Raw genomic sequence first — 20,619 nt, forward strand, 5'->3', positions numbered from 1 at the left:
ACATGAGGAAGCCGGTGGAACTCCGGCACAGTCGCGCTACTGTGACACCGCCTCGCGGCGGTGGAGTCAGACCCGAGTGTCCGTCCAACCCCAACGAACAGGGACGCAGGTATCCCTGAGGAGGACATATGTCGCAGCACGCTGTGGCGCCCGTCGCCGGCGCCGACCTTCCCACCATCCCGCTCCGTGAGCTGGCCCCCTGGGCGCTCTTCTTCGGTCTGCTCGGTCTCCTGGTGCTCTTCTTCATCAGCGCCGATCAGGGCGCCGTCTCGATCCCGTCCGGCACCCTCATCCACGAGTGGGTCCACGACGGTCGTCACCTGCTCGGTTACCCCTGCCACTGATGAGCCCGCGTGCATTTCTCGTACGCGGCCTCCTAGCTGGACTCCTCGCCGGCGTCGTCACCTTCCTGGTGGCGTACGCCGTCGGTGAGCCGCAGGTCGGTGCTGCCATCGCGCTGGAGGAGTCGGCCGGCGCCGACGGCCACTCGCACTCTCATGCCGCCGAAGGTGACGAGGCCGGTGAGGAGGCCGCCGAGGTCTCCCGCACCAACCAGAGCACCTGGGGGCTGCTGACCGGCACCCTGGCCGTCGGTGTCGCGCTCGGGGGCATCCTCGGGCTGGTCGCCGCTGTCGCTCTCGGGCGGATCGGGCGGCTCACGCCGGGCCAGTCGACGGCGCTCGTCACCCTGATCGGGTTCGTCGCGGTCGCACTGGTGCCGTTCCTCAAGTACCCGGCGACGCCACCGGCGGTCGGCAGCGGCGACACCATCGGCGTCCGCACCGCGGTCTACTTCGCCTTCCAGGCGCTCTCGGTCGTGGCGGCCGTGGTGGTGACGTACGCCGCCGTGCGGCTGCGCGGACGGTTCGGCACCTATCTCGCCGTGGTCGGTGCGATCGCGGCCTACCTGGTCGTGATGGTCGTCGCCGGGGAGCTCTTCACGACGGTCAACGAGGTCGGGGACTTCCCGGCCGACACATTGTGGTTCTTCCGGCGGGCCTCGCTGATCACGCTCGCCACGATGTGGGGTGTGATCGGAGTGGCACTGACTGGCCTGGTGATCAGGCTGCACGCGGCGGAGCGCGCCGTCGCGGAGCGAAAGGCCCTTGCCGCGAGCCTCTGATTTCAGCGCCGGGTGACCCAGGCGCTGAACCAGCGAGGAGTCCCGTCCGGGAAGCCTCGGACGCCCCGCTTCAGATCGGTGACCGGGATGCGGTTCTTCCTGGCACCGGTCCGGAGCGGGGCGAGGTTCGTGGTCACCAGATCCTCGGAATGGATCCACAGGTCGCAGAGGGCGTAGCCGTAGGTGAAGGTGTGGTCCGCCCACAGGGCGCGGCGCTGGGACGCGGTGCATCGGGCGAAGACCTCGGTGAGGTCATGCAGCGCCAGAGCGACCCGGGTGCGGGAGTGCTCCGCGACGTACGTCGGGTTGACCACCTGGCTGGACTGCCCGGGTGCGCGGAACTCTCGTGATCCGACCCACGCGGTGATCCTCGTGTCACGGACGACCAGCACCTCAGTGATCTCGTCCCAGCCGATCCTCAGCCCGCCACGGGTGATCACACCGGCCTCGGTGACGGCCAGGTCGATCGCGTCGGCACCGCGGCGGGTCAGCAGCGGGACAGCCAGCGCCGCAAGTGCGGTCCCCATCGTCAGGAACATGAACGAGATCGTAGGCACCAGCAGCTGGGCACCAAGGTGGTCGAGGTCGGAGAACCACGCACCGAACGCGCCGAAGCTCTCCGGTGCGCTCCAGTCCCACCCGGCGATGGGGTTGGGCCACCAGATCCACAGGCGATTCAGATAGGCAAGCGCGAAGTAGCCGACCAGGTACGCCGACGGCATTCCGAGCAGCAGGAACAGGCCGGTCCGCCAGAGCAGGTTCGCTTGGCCGCGAGGTGAGGAACGGAGGGCGTCGTCGGGCCCCTCGGAAGAGTCGTCGGGTCGGGCGGCCCGGAATCGGTCTGCTCCGCGGCGTACCCCGATCCGGGGGAGCCGGCGGAATCGGTTCGCCGGTCGCAACACCTCGGCGATCAGCTGGTTGAAGCCGAAGAGCCCGATCCATGCCGAGAGCGCCATGGGGACGAGGATGAACGGGCCGGCGATGAAGACGGCGGGTCCGCCTTCCTCCGCCATAATGGCGAGGATCCACACGCAGAGCCCCGCGAGCACCAGGATTGCCAGCTTTGCGACGACGAGGCCTACGGCCTCGGCGATGTAGAACCCCGAGCGTTCGGTCAGAAACTTTTTGAGAGTGGTTCGCCGTGAGCCCACGGTGCCGGGGTTGCTGGACACAGGCGCAGCCTATCTGTCGGTAAAGCGAGGGAGACGATGCGCCTCCACGGGTCGGCCACCGGCCAGGTGATCGCGCACGATCACCCGGGCGGCGGCCGCTTCGACCTTGCCGTACCAGACATCGTCGGGCTGCACGCTGAGCACCGGCGCCTGATTGCACGGAAACTGGCAGCCGGTGTGGGTGATCAGCAGGTCGTCGTCGCCGAGACCGGCCTCCATGGCGCCGAGGATCACGGCCCTTGCCGTCTCATCCGAGCCCTTCGCGGTGCAGCGCGGGCCGCGACAGATCAGGACCTGGCGTACGTGGCTCGGGACCTGCTCCCATGCCGGCGAGGTGAGGCCGGGCTCGGTGCCGGTGATAGGGCGCGTCTCTGCCGGGTTGTCGACCAGTGCCGCGGCCTCGTCGGGTGTGGTCGCCAGTCGGGTCGCGACCTGGATCTCGGGTCGACAGCCGGTGCGCTCGCGCCACCAGTGTGCGGCGATCCGGCGCAGCCAGGAGTGGCCCGGGGCCAGCGGGCCGAGGCTGATGCCGGTCAGTGTGATCGTCTGCGTGCCTGCGTCAGCCAGGCGGGTCAGCTCCTGGGAGAGGGACGGGTCGCCCATCTGCAGGAAGGCGACACTCGCGTCGTGGTCGCGCGCCCAGCCGACCAGCTCGTCGCGGCGGTCGACGTCGGTCGCGGACATACCCACGAGGATCCGCGCCTGTGACTGAGGGTCCAGCTTTGTGAAAGCGTTCACGAGGTCGGACCCTCTGTCATAGCGCTCGCCGACCCAGCACCCAGCTCGCCGCTTCGGCGACGTCGTCGACCGTCGCCACCTCGCCGGGTCCATCGGGCCGACGGACGACGACCACCTTCACGCCCAGCTCGGCCGCGGCGGCCATCTTCGGCCAGGTGTAGCTGCCGCCGGAGTCTTTGGTGATGAGTACGTCGGTGCCGTGCTCACGCATCAGCGTGAGCTCGCCGTCGAGGTCGTAGGGTCCGCGGCTGGTGAGCAGCGTCCACGGCTCGGGAAGGTCGAGCTCGGGCCGGTCGACCACACGGGCGAGCGCCTCGTGACCGGCGAGCGCCGGGACGAACCGAGCGAGCTCTTGGCGCCCGACCGTGATGAAGGGACGCTTCCCGAGGCCGGCGGCGAGCGTGGCAGCCTGGTCGTGGTTGTCGACGTAGACCCAAGATGGATCCGCCGGCCAGCCGGGTCGCTGCAGCCTGAGCAGCGGATGACCGGTCTGCGCACAGGCCGCGGCGGCGTTGGCCGATATTCCGCGCGCGAACGGATGGGTGGCGTCGACGACCGCGTCGAACTCTTCGAGAGCCGACTTCAGTCCCTCGACCCCACCGAACCCGCCGATCCGCACCGCTCCCACCGGCAGCCGCGGCCGCGCCACCCGCCCTGCCAATGAGGAGGTGACCTCCACACCCTCGTCTAGCAGTTGCGCCGCCAGGTCCCGAGCCTCCCCGGTCCCGCCCAGGATCAACAACCTCATCGCTCGACCTTCCCTCGGGCGAGGTCGAGCAACGCGTCGACGTCGAGGTGCTCCTCGACGAGGTCGCCGATGAGGTCCAGGCGCCGCTCGCGAGCGGCCGGGAAGGAGACCGTGGACGGCTCGCGGCCCAGCGTCGCGGCGAGGAAGGCGCCGCGCAGTGCGTCGCCCTCCAGGCTGCCGTGCCACATGGTGCCGAAGACGTTGCCGGCGCGCGCGCCTCCGAGGAACTCCGATACCCCGTCGCCGCGGGTGATCCGGCCGTGGTGGATCTCGTAGCCGCTCGCCTCGACCCCGAGCGCCGACCCGGTGGGCAGGCGGAGGTTCTTGGCGGGGGTGAAGTCGGTGCGTACGTCGAGCAGGCCCAGACCCTCGACCTCGGCGACCGAGCCCTCGACACCGTCGGGATCCGCGATCACGCCGCCGAGCATCTGGAAGCCGCCGCAGATCCCGAGGAGCGGGCGGCCGCGGCGTACGTGCTCGGTCAGGGCCACGTCGAGGCCACGCGAGCGGAGCCAGGCCAGGTCGCTGATCGTGGACCGGGTGCCGGGCAGGACGACCAGGTCGGCATCGGCGACGTCGGCCGGCGAGGAGGCGAAGACGACGTCGAGGTCCGGCTCCAGCCCGAGCGCGTCGACGTCGGTGAAGTTGGAGATGCGGGGGAGGCGTACGACCGCGACCTTGCGGGTGGCGCTGGCTTCCGCGCGCCTCCCCTCGAGGTCGAGCGCGTCCTCGGAGTCGAGCCACAACGACGGCTCCCAGGGCAGCACCCCGAAGACCGGGCGCCGGGTGAGCGACTCCAGCGAGTCGAGTCCGGGCTTGAGCAGCCCGGCGTCGCCACGGAACTTGTTGATCACAAAACCGCTGATCAGAGCCTGGTCTTCAGGCTCGAGGAGCGCCAGGGTGCCGTACATCGCCGCGAACACCCCGCCCCGGTCGATGTCGCCCACGACCACGGTCGGCAGCCCGGCATGCCGAGCCAGCCCCATGTTGACGTAGTCGCCGGCCCGCAGGTTGATCTCGGCCGGGCTCCCCGCTCCCTCGGCGACGATCACCTCGAAACGAGAGGCCAGATCGTCGTACGCCGCGTGGGCCGCGGTCGCCAGATGCCGGCGTCCCGCCTCCCAGTCGTGCGAGGAGACCTCGCCCGCGGGATGCCCCATCAGGACCACGTGGCTGCGGCGGTCGGAGCCGGGCTTGAGCAGGACCGGGTTCATCGACGGCTCGGGGGTGACCCGCGCCGCCAGCGCCTGCACCCACTGCGCCCGGCCGATCTCGGCGGTCGTCCCGTCCCCTCCTCCGGTGGTCGAGCCTGTCGAGACCACCATCGAGTTGTTGGACATGTTCTGGGCCTTGTAGGGCGCCACCTTGACGCCGCGGCGGGCGAACGCCCGGCACAGGCCGGTTGTCACGACCGACTTGCCCGCGTCGGAGGTGGTGCCGGCGACCAGCAGCCCGCTCATGCTTTCGGAGCCCGAAGGAGGTAGATGTCCATCACCCAGCCGGACGTCTCGCGCAGCCGGGTCCGCGCCTTGTCGATGGCCGGAAGGACCTCGCCGACGGTGCCGGCGACCAGCTCCTCCTCATGGGTGCCGAGGTTGCCGCCCCACCAGATCCGCCAGTCCTCGAGTCCGGGGAGGTCGACGACCCGGTTGAGCATCACCACGAGGTTGTCGTGGCCGGCCTCGACGGCCTCGAGCACGGCGCGGCCGGTGGTGACGTAGAGCGGCCGCCCGACGTCATGGAGGACGAGCCGGTGTCGGGCGGCGAGCAGCTGCACCGAGGAGATCCCGGGGATGACGTCGACCTCGATGTCGAGCTGCTCGGATATCTGGTCGACGACCCGGATCGTGGAGTCGTAGAAGGCGGGGTCGCCCCAGACCAGGAAGCCGACGTCGCCGGGATGCTCGGCCAGCACGGCGAGATATCGCTCGACCCGGGCCCGGTGCCAGTCGGCGACGGCGGTCCGGTACTCCGCGTCGGTCCCGGTGAACTCCTCACGCCGCTCGCGGGGTGCGTCGGCGACCTTGACCACCCGGGCGGGCTGATCGAGATGGCGGTCGAGCAGCTCCTCGCGGGCCCGGACCAGCGGGTCGGGCATGCCCTGCTTGACCGTGCCCGACTTGTCGGTGACCAGGAAGTAGTCGACCGACCGCATCGCGGCCACGGCCTCGAGGGTGACCTGGTCGGGGTCACCGGGGCCGACCCCGATGATCTTGATCCGACGCTTGCCAGAAGAACTCATTCCTCCTCCAGATCACCTTCGATGTCGAGATAGATCTCCTGCATCGCCGCGACGACCTCGGGGTCGGGAGACTCCCACAGCCCGCGCTCGGCGGCCTCGTGCAGTCGCTCGACGATGCCGCGCAGGGCCCACGGGTTCGAGGATCGCATGAACTCCTGGTTGGTCTCGTCCAGGACGTACTCGCGGGCGAGCTTCTCGTACATCCAGTCCTGCACCACACCGGCGGTCGCGTCGAAGCCGAAGAGGTAGTCGACGGTCGCGGCCAGCTCGAAGGCGCCCTTGTAGCCGTGGCGCTGCATCGCCGAGATCCAGCGCGGGTTGACCACCCGGGCCCGGAAGACGCGGTTGGTCTCCTCCTGCAGCGTGCGGGTCTTGATGGCGTCGGGGGAGGTGGAGTCGCCGACGTACGCCTTCGGCTCGCTGCCGGTCAGCGCGCGGACGGTCGCGACCATGCCGCCGTGGTACTGGAAGTAGTCGTCGGAGTCGGCGATGTCGTGCTCGGCGGAGTCGACGTTCTTGGCGGCGACCTTGATCCGGCGGTAGTTGGCGCGCATGTCGTCGGCCGCCGGGGCGCCGTCGAGGTCGCGGCCGTAGGCGAAGCCGCCCCATGCCGCATAGACGTCGGCGAGGTCCTGGTCGGAGCGCCAGTTGCCCGCCTCGATCACCTGCAGGATCCCGGCACCGTACGAACCCGGCTTGGAGCCGAAGATCCGGGACGTCGCGCGGCGCTGGTCGCCGTGATCGGCGAGGTCCTCGAGGGTGTGCGCGCGGACGAAGTTGTCGGTGTCCGGCTCGTCGAGGCCGGCCACCATCCGGACCGCGTCATCGAGCATCGAGACCACGTGCGGGAACGCGTCGCGGAAGAACCCGGAGATGCGTACGGTCACGTCGATCCGGGGCCTGCCCAGCTCTTCGAGCGAGATGACGGCGAGGTGCGTGATGCGGCGGGAGGCCTCGTCCCACTCGGGGCGCACCCCGAGCAGCGCGAGCACCTCGGCGACATCGTCTCCGGACGTACGCATCGCGGACGTGCCCCAGACGGATAGCCCGACCGATGTCGGGTAGTCGCCGGTCTCGTCAAGGTAGCGCTGCAGCAGCGAGTCGGCCATCGCCTGCCCGGTCTGCCACGCCAGCCGCGACGGCACCGCGCGCGGGTCGACGGTGTAGAAGTTGCGCCCGGTGGGAAGTACGTTGACGAGCCCCCGCAGCGGCGAGCCCGACGGCCCCGCGGGGACGAAGCCACCGTCCAGCGCGTGCAGGACGGCGGACAGCTCGTCGGTCGTCCCGTTCAGCCGCGGCACCACCTGCTCGGCGGCGAAGACGAGCACCTGCCGCACGGCGGGGTCGTCGTGGAGCGTCTCGGCGACCGCCGGATCCCAGCCGGCCGCGTCCATCCGCTGCACCAGATCCTTCGCCTGGGTCTCGATCTCGTCGACCGCCCGGGTGTCGGCGCCCTCCTTGAGCCCGAGCGCCGCCCGCAGCCCGGGCACGGCACCGCCGACGCCGCCCCACACCTGCGCCGCACGCAGGATCGAGAGCACCAGGTTGACCCGCGCCTCACCCTCGGGCGCGGCGCCCAGGATGTGCAGGCCGTCGCGGATCTGGGCGTCCTTGATCTCGCAGAGCCAGCCGTCGATGTGGAGCATGAAGTCGTCGAAGTCGTCGTCCTCGGGCCGCTCCTCCATGCCGAGGTCGCGGTGGAGCTCGGCGGCCTTCATCAGCTGCCAGATCTCGCCGCGGATGGCGGGCAGCTTGGCCGGGTCCATGGAGGAGATCCGGTCGTACTCCTCCATCAGCCCCTCCAGCCGCGCGATGTCGCCGTAGGACTCCGCTCGTGCCATCGGTGGCACCAGGTGGTCGATGATCGTGGCGTGCGCCCGGCGCTTCGCCTGGGCACCCTCGCCGGGGTCGTTGACCAGGAACGGGTAGATCAGCGGCATGTTGCCGATGGCCGCATCCGGTCCGCAGGACGCCGAGAGCGCGGCGTTCTTGCCGGGCAGCCACTCCATCGAGCCGTGCTTGCCGAGGTGCACGACGGCGTCGGCCCGGAAGCCGTGCTCGAGCCAGCGATAGGCACCGAGGTAGTGGTGCGACGGCGGCAGGTCCGGGTCGTGGTAGATCGCGACCGGGTTCTCGCCGAACCCGCGCGGCGGCTGGATCAGGATGACGATGTTGCCGGCCTGGAGCGTGGCCAGGACGAGCTCGTTGTTGTCGTTGACGAAGAGCTTGCCCGGCGTCGGTCCCCATGTCTCGACCATCTGTTCGCGCAGGTCAGCAGGGAGATCCGTGGTCCACTCGTCGTAGTCGGCCTTGGAGATGCGTACGTGGGCGTCGGTGAGCTGCGCGTTGGTCAGCCACTCCTCGTCCTGGCCGCCGGCCGCGATCAGTGCGTGGATCAGCGCATCGCCGGCCTCTGTGTCGTCGAGGCCATCGATGATGCGTACGACCTCGTTGTCCTGCCCCAGGTCGTAGCCCTCCTCGCGGAGCCGGCGCAGCATCCGGATCGCGGAGACCGGGGTGTCCAGGCCGACCGCGTTGCCGATCCGGGAGTGCTTGGTGGGGTAGGCGGAGAGCACCAGGGCGAGGCGCTTGTCCGGGTTGGGCGTGTGCCGCAGGCGCGCGTGATTGACCGCGATCCGGGCGACCCGCTCGGTGCGCTCGGGGTCGGCGACGTAGTGGGGGAGACCCTGCTCGTCGAGCTCCTTGAAGGAGAAGGGGGCGGTGATGATCCGCCCGTCGAACTCGGGGATCGCGATCTGGTTGGCCGAGTCGAGCGGCGTGACGCCGTCGTCGGAGGCCTCCCACTCCGCGCGCGAGCTGGTCAGGCACAGGCCCTGGAGCACCGGGATGTCCAGCGCCGCCATCCGCTCCACGTCCCAGGCCTCGTCCTCGCCACCGGCGCTGGCCGAGGCGGGCACCGAGCCGCCGGCCGCGAGCACGGTCACGATCAGTGCGTCGAGGGTGCCGAGCGCCTCGTAGAGGTCGTCGGGGGCCGAGCGCAGCGAACCCGCGAAGACGGGTACGCCGGTGGCCGCGCCGGTCGCGTCGATGGCGTCGGCCAGCGCGTGGGCGAACGCGGTGTTCCCGCTGGTCTCGTGGGCTCGGTAGTAGAGCACCCCGATGCGCGGGAGAGTCTCATCGGCCTGTCCGGGCCGCTCCGCGAAGCCCCAGGCGGGGACGGTCGCCGGAGGCTCGAACCCGAAGCCGGTCAGCAGGACCGTGTCGGAGAGGAACGCGTGCAGCTGGGCGAGGTTGCCCGGCCCACCCTCGGCGAGATAGCGGTGCGCCTCGGCGGCGACACCCATCGGGACGGTGGAGTGCTCCATCAGCTCGGCGCTCGGCTGCTGCTCACCACCGAGGACCACGACCGGGGTGCCGCGCTCCTTGACGGCGCTCAGACCGTCCCACAGATCGGTGGGCGAGCCGAGGAGCCGGAAGACGACCAGGTCGGCATCGGCCACGACCTGCTCGAGGTCGGTCGCCCGCGACGGGTTCGCCCAGGCGTAGTCGGCGCCGCTGGCACGGGCCGAGAGCAGGTCGGTGTCCGAGGTGGACAGAAGGGCGATGCGTACGCGTGCAGAGTCGGCCATGCCGAGTTCCTCCTAGGGGTTCTCGCCCCGTCGATCGGTCGGATAGCCCGCGGCCAGTGTCTGGCTGTGTCCGTGCCCAGAAGCTGTACGGACGTCACAGTGGCGGAACCGCCCCGGACTCTCACCGGGTTCCTGCGCCACGAGCGTGCTCGCAGCCTACCCCGCGCGGCGCGCGAGCCAGGTCTCGCGGGTGATCTCGTACTCGACCTCTCCGTCGGCGTGCCCGGCGAGCGGTTCCGCGAAGTCCTCGTGGAAGGAGCGTACGAAGCTCATCCCGACCGACACCATCGTCGCCCGGGAGGCCTCGTTGACCGCCATCGTCTGCGCGATCACCCGATCGATCCCGAGCTCCTCGAAACCGTGACGGAGCAGCTCGAGCGAGCCCTCCTTCGCGAACCCCTTGCGCCAGTGGCGCTGCGGGAGCCGGTAGCCGAGCTCGGCGGCATCGGTGCGCGGCGGGTTGTCGGGCGGCTCGAACATGTAGAGCCCGACGGCCTCACCGCCCGAGAATCCGATCCACTTGCCCAGCGCCTCCGTCTCCTTCGCCACCCGGATCCACTTGTGCATCCGCTCCTCGGTCTCCTCCGGCCTGAGCGCGCGGGTGAACAGATGGCGGAGCACCACCGGGTCCGAGTTGAGCTCGACCAGGAACGGCAGATGCTCCTCGCTCAACGGGACCAGGTCGAGGCGCTCGGTGCGCAGACGGGCTTGCGGCATGGGCCAGACGTTAGCCAGGACGTACGTCGCCGGCACCTGGTTTCCCCGTCGCGGCCAGGTGGCGGAGGGCGCGGTGGGCGGCGTGGTAGCCGCACATGCCGTGGACGCCGGCGCTCGGCGGGGTGGCCGCGGAGCAGAGGAACATCCCGGGGATGCCGGTGTCGTAGGTGGCGAGGGTGGGGCGGATGATGAGCTGGCGCAGGGTGTTGGCGCCGGTGCCGATGTCGCCGCCGACGTAGTTGAGGTTGTACGCCGCGTAGTCGGCCGGCGTGGTGACGTGGGTGTCGACGATCTGCGACCTGAAGCCGGGGGCGAAGCGCTCGATCTGGGCGAGGACAGCATCGGTCGCTTCGCCTTCGTAGGCGTGCGGGACCTGGGCGTAGGCCCAGACGGGGTTGAGGTCGCCGGCCGAGCGTGACGGGTCGGCGACGTACTGCTGTCCCAGCAGCACGAACGGCCGTTCCGGCATCCGGCCGGCCGCGATCTCCCGCTCGCTGGTCGCCACCTCGGCGAGGGTCCCGCCGAGATGGACGGTCCCCGCACGAGCGATATCCGGGTCGCGCCACGGGATCGGGCCGCGGACGGCCAGATCGAGCTTGTACGCCGCGGGGCCGTGCTTCCATCTCCGCATCGCCCGGCGCGGCCGTTCGGGGAGAGCGTCGCCGGCGATGTCGGCGAAGGCTCCGGGGCTGGTGTCGAACAAGGTGACATCGGACTCGGGCAGGTCGGCGAGGCCGCGGACCGTGGTGCCGGTGACGACCGTGCCGCCGAGCTCCTCGAGAAGCTGTGCCATCGCGAGGGTGATCGCATGCGAACCGCCCTCGGCGACCGGCCAGCCGAAGCGATGTCCGCTGACCAGGAGCATGGCGCCCACCGCGGCCGTGCCAGGGCGGTGCAGCGGCTGGAAAGCGTGCGCGGCGCAGCCGGCGAAGAGCGCCTTCGCACGCTCCTCACGAAAGACCCGGGCGAGCACCGTGGCCGGCGGCGCGGCCCGCATCCCGAAGGCGGCCATCCGGAACGGGTGTCGCGGGACGCGCAGCATCGGGCCGAGGACGTGGTCGGAGATCGAGTCGAAGTCGCGTACGACCGGGCCGAAAACCTGCTCCCAGCGCCGCCCGTCGACGCCCAGTCCGGCGGCCGTCTTCTCGATGGAGCGGTGCAGCAGCGCCGTCTCGCCCTCGTCGAGGGGATGGGCGAGTTCGATCTCGGGGTAACGCCAGGTCAGACCGTACTTATCCAGCTCGAGCTCACGCAGGAACGGTGACGCCACCCCGAGCGGATGGATCGCCGAGCAGATGTCGTGGCGCAGCCCGGGCAGGGTCAGCTCCGCGGTGCGCGTGCCACCGCCGACGGTCTCCGCGGCCTCGAGGACCGTGACGCTCACGCCCTGCTGTGCGAGCACGATCGCGGCCGCCAGCCCGTTGGGCCCGGCGCCAACGACGGCCGCGGAATGTGGCTTCATGGACCAATCCAACCAGCGGGGCCGGTCATTCGTTCAGGCTCCGTCGTTCAAGACCCGGTTGGCGACGGCGAAGGCGGTGTTGGCGGCGGGTACGCCGACGTAGATCGAGGTCTGCAGGAGCACCTCGATGATCTCCTCGCGGGTCAGCCCGTTGGTGAGCGCCGCGCGGAGGTGGAACTCGAGCTCCTCGAAGTGGCGCCCGGCGACCAGGGCGGTGAGCACGCCGATCGAACGGTCCCGGCGGGCGAGGCCGGGGCGGGTCCAGATCGTGCCCCAGGCGTAGCGCGTGATCAGGTCCTGATAGTCGCGGTTGACGTCGGTGATCGCGGCGGTGGCCCGGTCGACGTGGTCGTCACCGAGCACCTGGCGGCGTACGTTCATCCCGGCCGCGTAGGCCTGGTCCGAGGCCGTCACGTGGGAGGTGATCAGGCTGGCGACGGCGTGAGGTGCCTCGGCGGGAGCGAGGTGGCCGACGGCGTCGAGGGCGACGAGCCGCCCGTTGCGCACCCCGACGGCGATCTCCTCGAGCGAGGCCGGCGGGGTCGGGGCGTCGTCGACGCCCGCGATCGCCAGGACCGGTGCGGCGATCTCGGCGAGCCGGCCGCGGACGTCGTACGCCGCCAGCGCATCGCAGACCAGCGCATAGCTCTCCGCGTCGGCGTCGCGCAGCGAGTGGAGCAGGGCGCCGCCCCGGGCGGGCTCGCGCTCGAGGAAGCCGGGGGCGAACCAGCGCTGGGTGGAGCCGGCGATCTGCGAGGCGGTGCCGGCGGCGCGTACGGTCTTCGCGCGGTCGTTCCAGCCCTCGGGCTCGCCGATCTTGGCGCCGGTGTTGGTGAGCACCGCGGCGCTCACCCGGGAAGGTGCGTCGAGCAGGAGCTGGAGGCCGACGGCTCCGCCGACCGAGTCGCCGGCGTAGGCGAAGGTGCCGTGGCGCTCGCCGCGGTCGGTGAGGACCCGGTCGACGCAGGCGAGCACGCCCGCGGCGAGGTCGGCCATGGAGAACGCGCCGGTGGTGGGGGCGCCGTGACCGTGGCCCGGGAGCTCCCAGCCGATGACGTGGAAGCTGTCTGCGAGCAGCTCGGCGGTCGCGGCCCAGAGCGCGGTCACCGAGGTGCCGAGGGACGGGCCCACGACCAGGAGCGGCTTGCTCGGGTCTCCGGCCAGCTCGACAGGGGTGATCCTCGGCGTCATGAAAGGTCCTTCCAGATTTCGTGGGCACGGGCGACGGTCGTGTCGATGAGGGCGTCGGCGGCGCCAAGATAGTCGTCGAGCCCGGCGGCGGCCTCGGTCCCGGCAAGGATCTCGCCACCGACGAAACCGGTCAGCGACCGCTGCTCGGCCAGCAGGTCCGCACCGGCGGCTTCGGCGGTGGCACGCATCCGGGCCGCGTCGACGCGGAGCCCGGCGAGAAGCTCGGTGGTCTGCGAGGCGGCGACGGCGCTGCGGCGGGCGAGGGTCTGCAGGGTCTCCCACTCGACGTGCCAGGCGCCGTCGGGACGCTCGTCGACGTACGTCGCCGCAGCGGTGTGGAGCGTCGAGGCCAGCGGGGGAGCGGCGAGCGCGTGGCGGCGGATGAGGACCGAGAGCACCGGGTTGGACTTGTGCGGCATGGTCGAGGAACCACCGCGCCCCTCGCCGGCCGGCTCGGCGAGCTCGCCGATCTCCGGGCGGGTCAGCAGGGTGATGTCGGTGGCGATCCGGCCCCAGGTGTCGGCCGCGGTGACCAGCGCGTCGGCGGCCGCCGTCAGCGGGGCGCGGTTGGTGTGCCAGGGGGTCCGCGGGGTCAGCCCGAGCGTGGTCGCCGCGGTTTCGGCGGCCTCTTGGGCGGCGGAGACGGGATCGCCGAGACCGCGGAGCCGGGCCAGGCCGACGACCGCCGCCAGGGTTCCGGCCGCGCCACCGATCTGGGCGGGCAGTGACGTACGCGTCCGCCGGACGGCCTCGGCGGCATCGCTCAGCCCGGAGAGCCAGGTCGCGGCCTTGAGCCCGAAGGTGATCGGCACCGCGTGCTGGGTCAGAGTGCGGCCGGACATCACCGTGGCGCGATGATCCTGGGCGAGACCGATCAGCGAAGCGGCCTGCGCGGCGAGCTCGTCCTCGACCCGGTCGAGCACGTCGGCGAGACAGAGCACGAGCGCGGTGTCGACCACGTCCTGGCTGGTCAGGCCCTTGTGGAGCCACCGGGCGGCCTCACCGTCGAGCCGGCCACGCAGCAACTTCACCAGCCCGATGACCGGGTTGCCCCCGGCCTCAGCACCCTCGGCGAGCGCTGGGACGTCGTCGGCGGAGACCAGGCCGGCCAGCGGCGTACGTGCTTCCTCCGGGGCGATCCCTGAGGACGCGACAGCGGCCAGCCAGGCCTCCTCGACCCGCACCATCGCGGCGAGGTAGGCGGCCTCGGAGAAGAGATCCCCGGCGCGCTCCTCGCCTGGCCACAGCAGTGACATTCGGCTCCTCAGCGGTAGGTGAGAAAGGTGGTCTCGCGGTCGCCCTGGAGGTGGATGTCGAATCGCAAACCGGTTGCGTCCGCGGTTGCCACCAGCGTCGCACGCTCGTCCTCGGACAGCGACACCAGCAGGGGGTCGCCGGCGTTGGCGGGGTGCTCGGGCAGGTAGATCCGGGTGTGCAGCTTGTCGAGCAGGCCGCGGGCGAAGACGGTCAGTGCGAAGAACGGCGCCGAGCCCTCGGCGGACGCACCCGTGAGCACCGTCGAGAACGTGTAGTGGCCGTTCAGGTCGGTGTCGGCGCGGCCCCAACCGGTGAAGGTCCAACCGTCGCGGTGCAGCGACCCCTCGGCCTGCGGGACGTTGCCCTCGGCGTCTGTCTGCCAGATCTCGAGGAGCGCGTCGGGGATCGGGTTGCCGGCGCCGTCGTAGACCTTGCCGTGCAGCCGGATCGAGCCGGGGCTACCGGGCGGGACCAGGTCGGCGTCGCCCTCGTAGGGAAGCGCGTAGCCGAAGAAGGGGCCGATCGTCTGGCCTGGTGTGGCCGAAGCGGAGCCCGAGGCAGTCTGGTTGGGAAGTGGGGTGCTCACAGGTCGCCCTCCTCGGGCTCGGTCCAGGTGCGGCTCGGGCCGGTCAGGACGATGTCCCAGTTGTAGCCCATCGAGTACTCCGGGGTGGAGAGGTCGTGGTCGTACGTCGCCACCAGGGCATCACGAGCCTTCTGGTCCGTGATCGACTGGTAGATCGGGTCGAGCGCGAAGAGCGGGTCGCTGGGGAAGTACATCTGCGTGATCAGCCGCTGCGTGAACGCGCGGCCGAAGAGCGAGAAGTGGATGTGCGCCGGACGCCAGGCGTTGATGTGGTTGCCCCACGGGTAGGGGCCGGGCTTGATCGTCTGGAACCAGTAGCGCCCCTCGGAGTCGGTGATGCAGCGGCCGACGCCGGTGAAGTTGGGGTCGAGCGGCGCCGGGTGCTGCTCGCGCTTGTGGATGTAGCGGCCAGCGGAGTTGGCCTGCCAGATCTCGACGAGCTGGTTGCGCACGGGACGCCCCTCGCCATCGGTCACCCGGCCGCTGACCGTGATCCGCTCGCCGATCGGCTCGTTGCTGCCGGCGATGGTCAGGTCCGCCTCAAGCGGGTCCACATCGGAGTTCCCGAAGCACGGCGCCCACAGCTCGATGGTCTCGGGGTCGGCATGGCGCGGGTCCTTGGTGGGATGGCGCAGGATGCTGGACCGGTAGGGCGGGTAGTTCAGCAGCGGCTGACGTACGTTCTGGCCCGCGGAGTCGGCCTCGAGCTTCTCGATCTCGGCCGAGAGGTCGGCCTGAGTCTCGACTGGTTGTTTCTTGGTGGGCGCTGTCACGCTCCGAACGCTAGGTGGCGGAGGCGTACGATGAAAGCAGGGACTTCCGCTGAGCGAAAGGGCTGGGTGAGATGGCAGGAGGCAGCGGAGGCCGTACGGTCGCCTCGCGCGTCCTCGGTCTCATCGGCGCCTTCGACGCCGGCCATCGCCGGCTGACGCTGAGCGAGCTCGCCGCCCGCGCGGACATCTCCCTCCCGACCGCCCACCGCCTGGTCGCCGAGCTGGTCGAGTGGGGTGCCCTGGTGCGGGAGGAGGACGGAACGTACGCCGTCGGCCGCCGGCTCTGGGACGCCGGCCTGCTCGCGCCGGTGGCCACCGACCTGCGCTCGGTCGCGGCCCCGTTCCTCCACGACCTCTACGGCGCGACCCTTGAGACGGTCCATCTGGCCGTTCGCGAGGACGACCACGTGCTCTATCTCGAGACGCTCCGCGGCACCCGCAACGTACCCATCGTCTCCTCGGTCGGCTCGCGCCTGCCGATGTACTCCACCGGCGTCGGCAAGGTGCTCCTGGCCCATGCGCCCGAGGACGTACGCACCCGGGTGCTGGCCGGCACGCTCAAGCCGTTCACCCGCCACACCATCACCACCCCTGGCCTGCTGCGGCGCCAGCTCGACCGGGTGGTCACCGAGGGCTACGCGACCACCGCCGAGGAGATGACCCTCGGCGCCTGCTCGGTCGCAGTCCCGATCACCACCGGCTCCGGCGTCGTCGGCGCCCTCGGCATCGTCGTCTCCGACCTCCGCCGCAACCGCCTCCGCCTCGTCTCTGCACTCAAGGTCGCGGCCCAGGGCGTCTCCCGCGCCCTTCCGTAGCCGCCCCGCTGGTCGAGCCGTCGGAGCCGCTAGGCGGAGACGTGTCGAGACCAACACAGTCGACTCGAGCGCCGCCGGAACCGTGTTGGTTTCGACACGCTCGCTGGCGCTCGCGGCTCAACCAGCGGGATCGGACGGCGACCGCGTGGGGTACCTTGCGCGGGTGACGATCCAGACCCCGAACGACGACGTACGCCGTGCCGCCGCCGAGCGCCTCGGAGCCCTCGCGACCCCTCCGGGCGCATTGGGCCGCCTGGGAGAGCTGGCGGTCTGGGTGGCCGCGTGCCAGGGCGAGGTGCCGCCGCGCCCGGTCGAGAACGTACGACTGGTGATCTTCGCCGGTGACCACGGCGTCGCCCAGCACGGGGTCTCCGCGTTCCCGCCGGCGATCACGGGCGCGATGGTGCGTACGTTCCTGGGCGGCCGGGCCGGAGTCAGCGCGCTCGCGAAGACGCACGGCGTCCAGGTCCGGGTGCTCGACCTCGGCGTCGACGAGGAGTTCGAGGACCTCGACGCGACGACCCGGGAGGCGCTGACCCAGCACAAGATCCGGCGGGGGAGCGGCGCGATCCACCTCGAGGACGCGCTGAGCGCCGAGGAGACCCGGGCCGCGCTGGAGGCCGGCGCCGCGGTGGCCCGCGAAGAGATCGCCGCCGGTGCGCAGCTGCTGATCAGCGGCGACATGGGCATCGGCAACACCACGCCCGCGGCGGCGATGGTGGCCGCCGGGCTCGGGCTGCCCGCGAGCGAGGTCACCGGTCGTGGCACCGGCATCGGCGACGACGCGCTGCGGACGAAGACCGACGTCATCACCGCGGCGCTCGACCGTGCCGGTGAGCGCGCCGGCGACCCGGTCGAAACCCTCGCCGCGCTCGGCAGCGCCGACCTGGCGGCGACGACCGGCTACCTCCTCGAGGCCGCCCGTAGCGGCACCCCGGTCCTTCTCGACGGCCTGATGAGCGTCGCCTGTGCCCTCACCGCCGACCGGATCGAGCCGGGCGCCGCGACCTGGTACGCCGCCGGTCACCGCTCCACCGAGCCGGCCCAGTCGATGGCCCTGGAGAAGCTTGGGCTCGAGCCGCTGCTCGACCTCGACCTGCGACTCGGCGAAGGTTCCGGAGCCGTCGCCGCCGTGCCGGTCGTCCGCAGTGCCGTCGCCCTGCTGCGCGACGTCGCACTGCTCTCCGAGCTCGCTCCAGGAGACCCTGCCTGATGCTCGTGCGGGATGCCTGGCGTCTCGCGGTCGGCACGCTGACCGCGATGCCCGTGCCTCCTCCCGAGCACGTCGATCGCCGTCGCGCCGCGGTGGCGATGGTGGTCGCGCCGCTGGCGGCGTTGCCGCTCGCGCTGGGGGCCGCCGCTATCGCACTCCTGGGGCAGCTCGTCGGGCTACCGCACCTGGTCACCGCCCTGCTGGCGATCGGCGTCGTGGTCGCCGGCAACCGAGCGCTCCACCTCGACGGTCTCGCCGATACGGTCGATGGCATGGCCGCCTCCTACGACCGCGAGCGCTCGCTGGCGGTCATGAAGACCGGCACCTCCGGCCCGGCCGGCGTCACCGCGATCGTCCTCGTCCTCGGTCTCCAGGTGGCGGGAATGGCCTCCGTGCTGGGAGGTGAAGGCGGCGTACGTCTGGCACTTCTCGTCCTCGTCGCGATCTGCGCGTCGCGCGCTGCGCTGTCGCTGTGCTGCGTACGCGGCGTGCGACCCGCCCGCCAGGACGGTCTGGGGCGAACGTTCACCCAGACCGTCTCACCGTTCTTCGCCGCAGTTGTCTGGGGGGCGTCGGGCGCCGCGCTGGCGGCGGCCGCGTGGTGGGCTGACATCGCCTGGTGGCGGGGTGCAGCGGCCGCCGTGCTCGCGGCCCTGGTCGTCGCGGTCGTCCTGGTCCGGGCCGTCAAGCGGTTCGGGGGAGTGACGGGCGACGTCTTCGGTGCGGCCGTCGAGGCCGCTCTGGCGACCATCCTGGTCACCCTGAGCACTGGTTAGAGCTTCAGGACCCGTCCGGCGATGACGAGGTGTACCTCGTCGCACGCCGCGGCCAGCCGCTGGTTGACCAGCCCGAGCAGGTCGCGGAAGAGGCGCCCCGAGCGATGGGCCGGCACGACCCCGAGCCCGACCTCGTTGGTCACCAGCACCACGTCGCCGCCCTGCTGATCCAGCACCGCGGCCGCGTCTTCGACGAGCGCCGAGACCGCCGCGGTCGCCTCCTCCGACGTGGCCTCCCACAGTTGGCGGGAATCCATGACGGCCGTGAGCCAGGTACCCAAGCAGTCCACCATCACCGCGTCGCCGTTGGTCAACCCCTCGGCCAGGGCCCCCGCGAGATCCCGAGACTCGACCGTACGCCACCCCTCCGGCCGCCGAGCCCGATGCGAAGCCAGCCGCGCAGCCCAGTCAGGATCCGGCTCCTCCTCAACCGTCGGCCCCGGCGCGACGTACGCCACCGAAGGCGCGGCCACGAGCAGCGACTCAGCATGCCGCGACTTCCCCGACCGCACGCCGCCTGTCACCAAGATCCTCACCGGCACAGCCTAGGCGAGCTTGTTCCTCGGGGCTGATCGTCGTTCTCATGGTTGATGGCCGCCGACCCGTTACGGATGGTGTTCTCGACGGATCCCGGAGTCAAGGATCCGTCGAGAACTTTGGCTGGCTATCGGGTCGGCGGCGGGGTTTGGCGCAGCAGATTCAGTTGGGTACGGGCTTGGGAGCCGGGGTTGGCGGCTCCTGGATTAGAAGGCTTCCTCGTGCTTTTACAAGACGATGACACCTTGTGAACGCTTCACAAGCGGGGCCTCTTCGTCCGGCTTATCGGCGACAGGACACGGGTCACGAAGGGGAGGCAGCCGGTCGCCGATCGGTCCGGTCGCGCCGACCGCCATCGAACGCGCGCGGCAGTGGCGGCAACGCATTACGGCGTGCTGCGGCAGCTACGGGGCAGGGTGGAACGGCGAATTGGCGGAGCAGTCCGCTCAGGTACGCCGAGTGAACCGGATTCGCCCGCTCGGGAGTCGCTGATAGCCGTAGTTGGCGTCATGGATTCGGCGATGATCACTCGAACACAACAAGACCATGTTCACTAGGTCGGTTCGGCCGCCTTCGGACCAGGGTTTCAAGTGATGCGCTTCGGTCCAGGCTGCTGGTGCGTCGCAGTCTTCGGCTTGGCAGCACTTGTCTCGTAGCCGGAGCGCCTTGTGTTGGATCGGATACGCCAACCTGGCGGTGCGGCCGAGGTCGAGGATCTCGGAGTCGGTGCCCAACACCACCGGGACGAGGTCGGCGTTGCAGGCCATCCGTCGGGCTTCGGCGGCGGTGATCTGCTCACCGTCGAACCCGAGGGCGGCGGTGCCGAGGTCCTTGCGGAGGTCTTCCACACTCATCGTGATGAACACCGTGGTGCCGTGGCCACCGTGGCGGGGCAAGTTGTTGACGTCGTAGGTCTCGACCACCCGACCAAACGCCTGACCCAGGAGCCGGTCATAGGGGGCCTTGCGGCCCTTGTTCTCGGCCGAGAGCTTCCTCGGCTGCGCCAGCGAATCCAACTGGGTGCGGAGCCTCATCCCGGCCGCCCGGGATACGCGGGCGTGGATGTCGATGGTGCCGTCGCCGTTGTCGCGGGAGGAGAAGAAGGTGCGCCGTTGGGCGTGCTCCTCCTCCCGCTGCAGCGCTTCGGCTTCGGCGGCTTCGAATCGTTCGGGGTCGATCTCGGCGAGGATCCGTCGTCCGACGATCTTCAGTTCGTTCGCGGTGAGGCTGGTGGCGTAGTCGACCAGGAGCTTCTCGGCCAGGACCCGGTCTTCGTCGCTGGCGGCGGGGTCGTTCTCGATCTGGTCGAGGGCCTGGGTGATCACCCGTGCCTTGTCCTGCGACACGACCCCTTCAGCCAGGCCAGTGGCCACGAGTTCGTACTTGGTCACCGCCCTCGCGAGTTTCACCTGCGCGCGTCCGACCGCCTTGTCGACGAGGAGTTCGGTCCGCATCCACCCGGACACATCTTTCGCGCCGGTCTCTTCGGCGATGTCGCCAGCAGATGCGAGCACCCGGAGCTTCAATGCAGCTTGTTGAGCCTGAAGCTTCTCCAATCGCTCCAGCAGATCCTTCTTCTGCTCCGTGCGCCAGTAGGTGGGGTCAGGCGCGAGCAGTTCTTGAAGGGCGGTCTCGATGGCCTTCAAGGCAGCGTCGATCGCGTCGCCAGGGTTGGTGCC

Annotated in this window: 19 protein-coding genes and 2 riboswitches; of the genes, 5 read left to right on the forward strand and 14 right to left on the reverse strand. The window is 70.7% G+C overall.

Annotation, left to right across the window (positions count from 1 at the left end):
* The first annotated feature begins 6 nt into the window (after positions 1 to 6).
* Positions 7 to 72, forward strand: a riboswitch (cobalamin riboswitch).
* A gap of 56 nt (positions 73 to 128) precedes the next feature.
* Together OH802_RS12540 and OH802_RS12545 are read left to right on the forward strand one after the other, a co-directional pair.
* Positions 129 to 344 (forward strand): CbtB-domain containing protein, encoded by a 216-nt coding sequence (locus OH802_RS12540; protein WP_160028078.1) that lies wholly within the window; start codon positions 129 to 131, stop codon positions 342 to 344.
* Positions 344 to 1,123 (forward strand): CbtA family protein, encoded by a 780-nt coding sequence (locus OH802_RS12545; RefSeq protein WP_406028345.1) that lies wholly within the window; start codon positions 344 to 346, stop codon positions 1,121 to 1,123. Before OH802_RS12540 ends, OH802_RS12545 begins: the two co-directional genes overlap by 1 nt.
* Positions 1,124 to 1,125: 2 nt before the next feature.
* Here the strand turns inward: OH802_RS12545 and OH802_RS12550 are convergent, their stop codons facing one another.
* From OH802_RS12550 to pcaH, 12 genes are all read right to left on the reverse strand, one after another.
* Positions 1,126 to 2,295 carry a hypothetical protein gene (locus tag OH802_RS12550; protein WP_406028347.1) on the reverse strand — a complete coding sequence of 390 codons (1,170 nt, stop codon included), beginning with the start codon at positions 2,293 to 2,295 and terminating at the stop codon, positions 1,126 to 1,128.
* Between the two features lie 9 nt (positions 2,296 to 2,304).
* The gene (locus OH802_RS12555) at positions 2,305 to 2,979 is read right to left on the reverse strand and encodes a (2Fe-2S) ferredoxin domain-containing protein (RefSeq protein WP_406028349.1); all 675 of its coding nucleotides are present in this window, start codon (positions 2,977 to 2,979) and stop codon (positions 2,305 to 2,307) included.
* 70 nt (positions 2,980 to 3,049) lie between these two features.
* Positions 3,050 to 3,781: a cobalt-precorrin-6A reductase gene (locus OH802_RS12560; RefSeq protein ID WP_406028351.1), complete on the reverse strand. Its 732-nt coding sequence runs from the start codon at positions 3,779 to 3,781 to the stop codon at positions 3,050 to 3,052.
* A complete protein-coding gene (locus OH802_RS12565; protein WP_406028353.1) occupies positions 3,778 to 5,241 on the reverse strand; it encodes a cobyric acid synthase in 1,464 nt (487 codons plus the stop codon). Before OH802_RS12565 ends, OH802_RS12560 begins: the two co-directional genes overlap by 4 nt.
* On the reverse strand, positions 5,238 to 6,023 hold the full coding sequence (cobF, locus tag OH802_RS12570) for a precorrin-6A synthase (deacetylating) (RefSeq protein WP_406028355.1): 786 nt from the start codon (positions 6,021 to 6,023) through the stop codon (positions 5,238 to 5,240). The genes OH802_RS12565 and cobF overlap by 4 nt, the downstream gene beginning before the upstream one ends.
* Positions 6,020 to 9,613, reverse strand: coding sequence for a cobaltochelatase subunit CobN (locus OH802_RS12575; protein WP_406028357.1), 3,594 nt, complete (start codon positions 9,611 to 9,613; stop codon positions 6,020 to 6,022). Before OH802_RS12575 ends, cobF begins: the two co-directional genes overlap by 4 nt.
* Before the next feature lie 33 nt (positions 9,614 to 9,646).
* Positions 9,647 to 9,792, reverse strand: a riboswitch (cobalamin riboswitch).
* Entirely contained in the window at positions 9,770 to 10,330 is a 561-nt protein-coding gene (locus OH802_RS12580; RefSeq protein ID WP_406028359.1) for a GNAT family N-acetyltransferase, read from the reverse strand. It overlaps the preceding riboswitch by 23 nt.
* Before the next feature lie 10 nt (positions 10,331 to 10,340).
* On the reverse strand, positions 10,341 to 11,792 hold the full coding sequence (locus OH802_RS12585) for a phytoene desaturase family protein (RefSeq protein WP_406028361.1): 1,452 nt from the start codon (positions 11,790 to 11,792) through the stop codon (positions 10,341 to 10,343).
* A gap of 33 nt (positions 11,793 to 11,825) precedes the next feature.
* Positions 11,826 to 12,983: an alpha/beta fold hydrolase gene (locus tag OH802_RS12590; RefSeq protein ID WP_406028363.1), complete on the reverse strand. Its 1,158-nt coding sequence runs from the start codon at positions 12,981 to 12,983 to the stop codon at positions 11,826 to 11,828.
* Complete coding sequence (locus OH802_RS12595; protein ID WP_406028365.1) at positions 12,980 to 14,239, reverse strand: lyase family protein; 1,260 nt, start codon at positions 14,237 to 14,239, stop codon at positions 12,980 to 12,982. The genes OH802_RS12590 and OH802_RS12595 overlap by 4 nt, the downstream gene beginning before the upstream one ends.
* Positions 14,240 to 14,247: 8 nt before the next feature.
* Positions 14,248 to 14,826 (reverse strand): protocatechuate 3,4-dioxygenase subunit alpha, encoded by a 579-nt coding sequence (pcaG, locus tag OH802_RS12600; RefSeq protein ID WP_406028367.1) that lies wholly within the window; start codon positions 14,824 to 14,826, stop codon positions 14,248 to 14,250.
* Positions 14,823 to 15,599, reverse strand: a complete 777-nt coding sequence (pcaH, locus tag OH802_RS12605; RefSeq protein WP_406028369.1) for a protocatechuate 3,4-dioxygenase subunit beta — start codon at positions 15,597 to 15,599, stop codon at positions 14,823 to 14,825. The genes pcaG and pcaH overlap by 4 nt, the downstream gene beginning before the upstream one ends.
* Positions 15,600 to 15,670: 71 nt before the next feature.
* Between pcaH and OH802_RS12610 the strand changes: the two genes are divergently transcribed.
* The 3 genes from OH802_RS12610 to OH802_RS12620 all read left to right on the forward strand — a co-directional run bounded on the left by OH802_RS12610 (position 15,671) and on the right by OH802_RS12620 (position 18,403).
* Positions 15,671 to 16,414: an IclR family transcriptional regulator gene (locus OH802_RS12610; protein ID WP_406028371.1), complete on the forward strand. Its 744-nt coding sequence runs from the start codon at positions 15,671 to 15,673 to the stop codon at positions 16,412 to 16,414.
* 163 nt (positions 16,415 to 16,577) lie between these two features.
* Positions 16,578 to 17,627, forward strand: a complete 1,050-nt coding sequence (cobT, locus tag OH802_RS12615) for a nicotinate-nucleotide--dimethylbenzimidazole phosphoribosyltransferase (RefSeq protein WP_406028373.1) — start codon at positions 16,578 to 16,580, stop codon at positions 17,625 to 17,627.
* Positions 17,627 to 18,403 (forward strand): adenosylcobinamide-GDP ribazoletransferase, encoded by a 777-nt coding sequence (locus OH802_RS12620; RefSeq protein WP_406028375.1) that lies wholly within the window; start codon positions 17,627 to 17,629, stop codon positions 18,401 to 18,403. Before cobT ends, OH802_RS12620 begins: the two co-directional genes overlap by 1 nt.
* Here OH802_RS12620 and cobU read toward each other — a convergent pair.
* Positions 18,400 to 18,939, reverse strand: coding sequence for a bifunctional adenosylcobinamide kinase/adenosylcobinamide-phosphate guanylyltransferase (gene cobU / locus OH802_RS12625; RefSeq protein ID WP_406028377.1), 540 nt, complete (start codon positions 18,937 to 18,939; stop codon positions 18,400 to 18,402). The genes OH802_RS12620 and cobU overlap by 4 nt on opposite strands.
* A gap of 447 nt (positions 18,940 to 19,386) precedes the next feature.
* Entirely contained in the window at positions 19,387 to 20,586 is a 1,200-nt protein-coding gene (locus tag OH802_RS12630) for a DUF222 domain-containing protein (protein ID WP_406028379.1), read from the reverse strand.
* Positions 20,587 to 20,619: the final 33 nt, after the last annotated feature.

This window comes from Nocardioides sp. NBC_00850, assembly GCF_045207335.1.
Taxonomy (GTDB): domain Bacteria; phylum Actinomycetota; class Actinomycetes; order Propionibacteriales; family Nocardioidaceae; genus Nocardioides.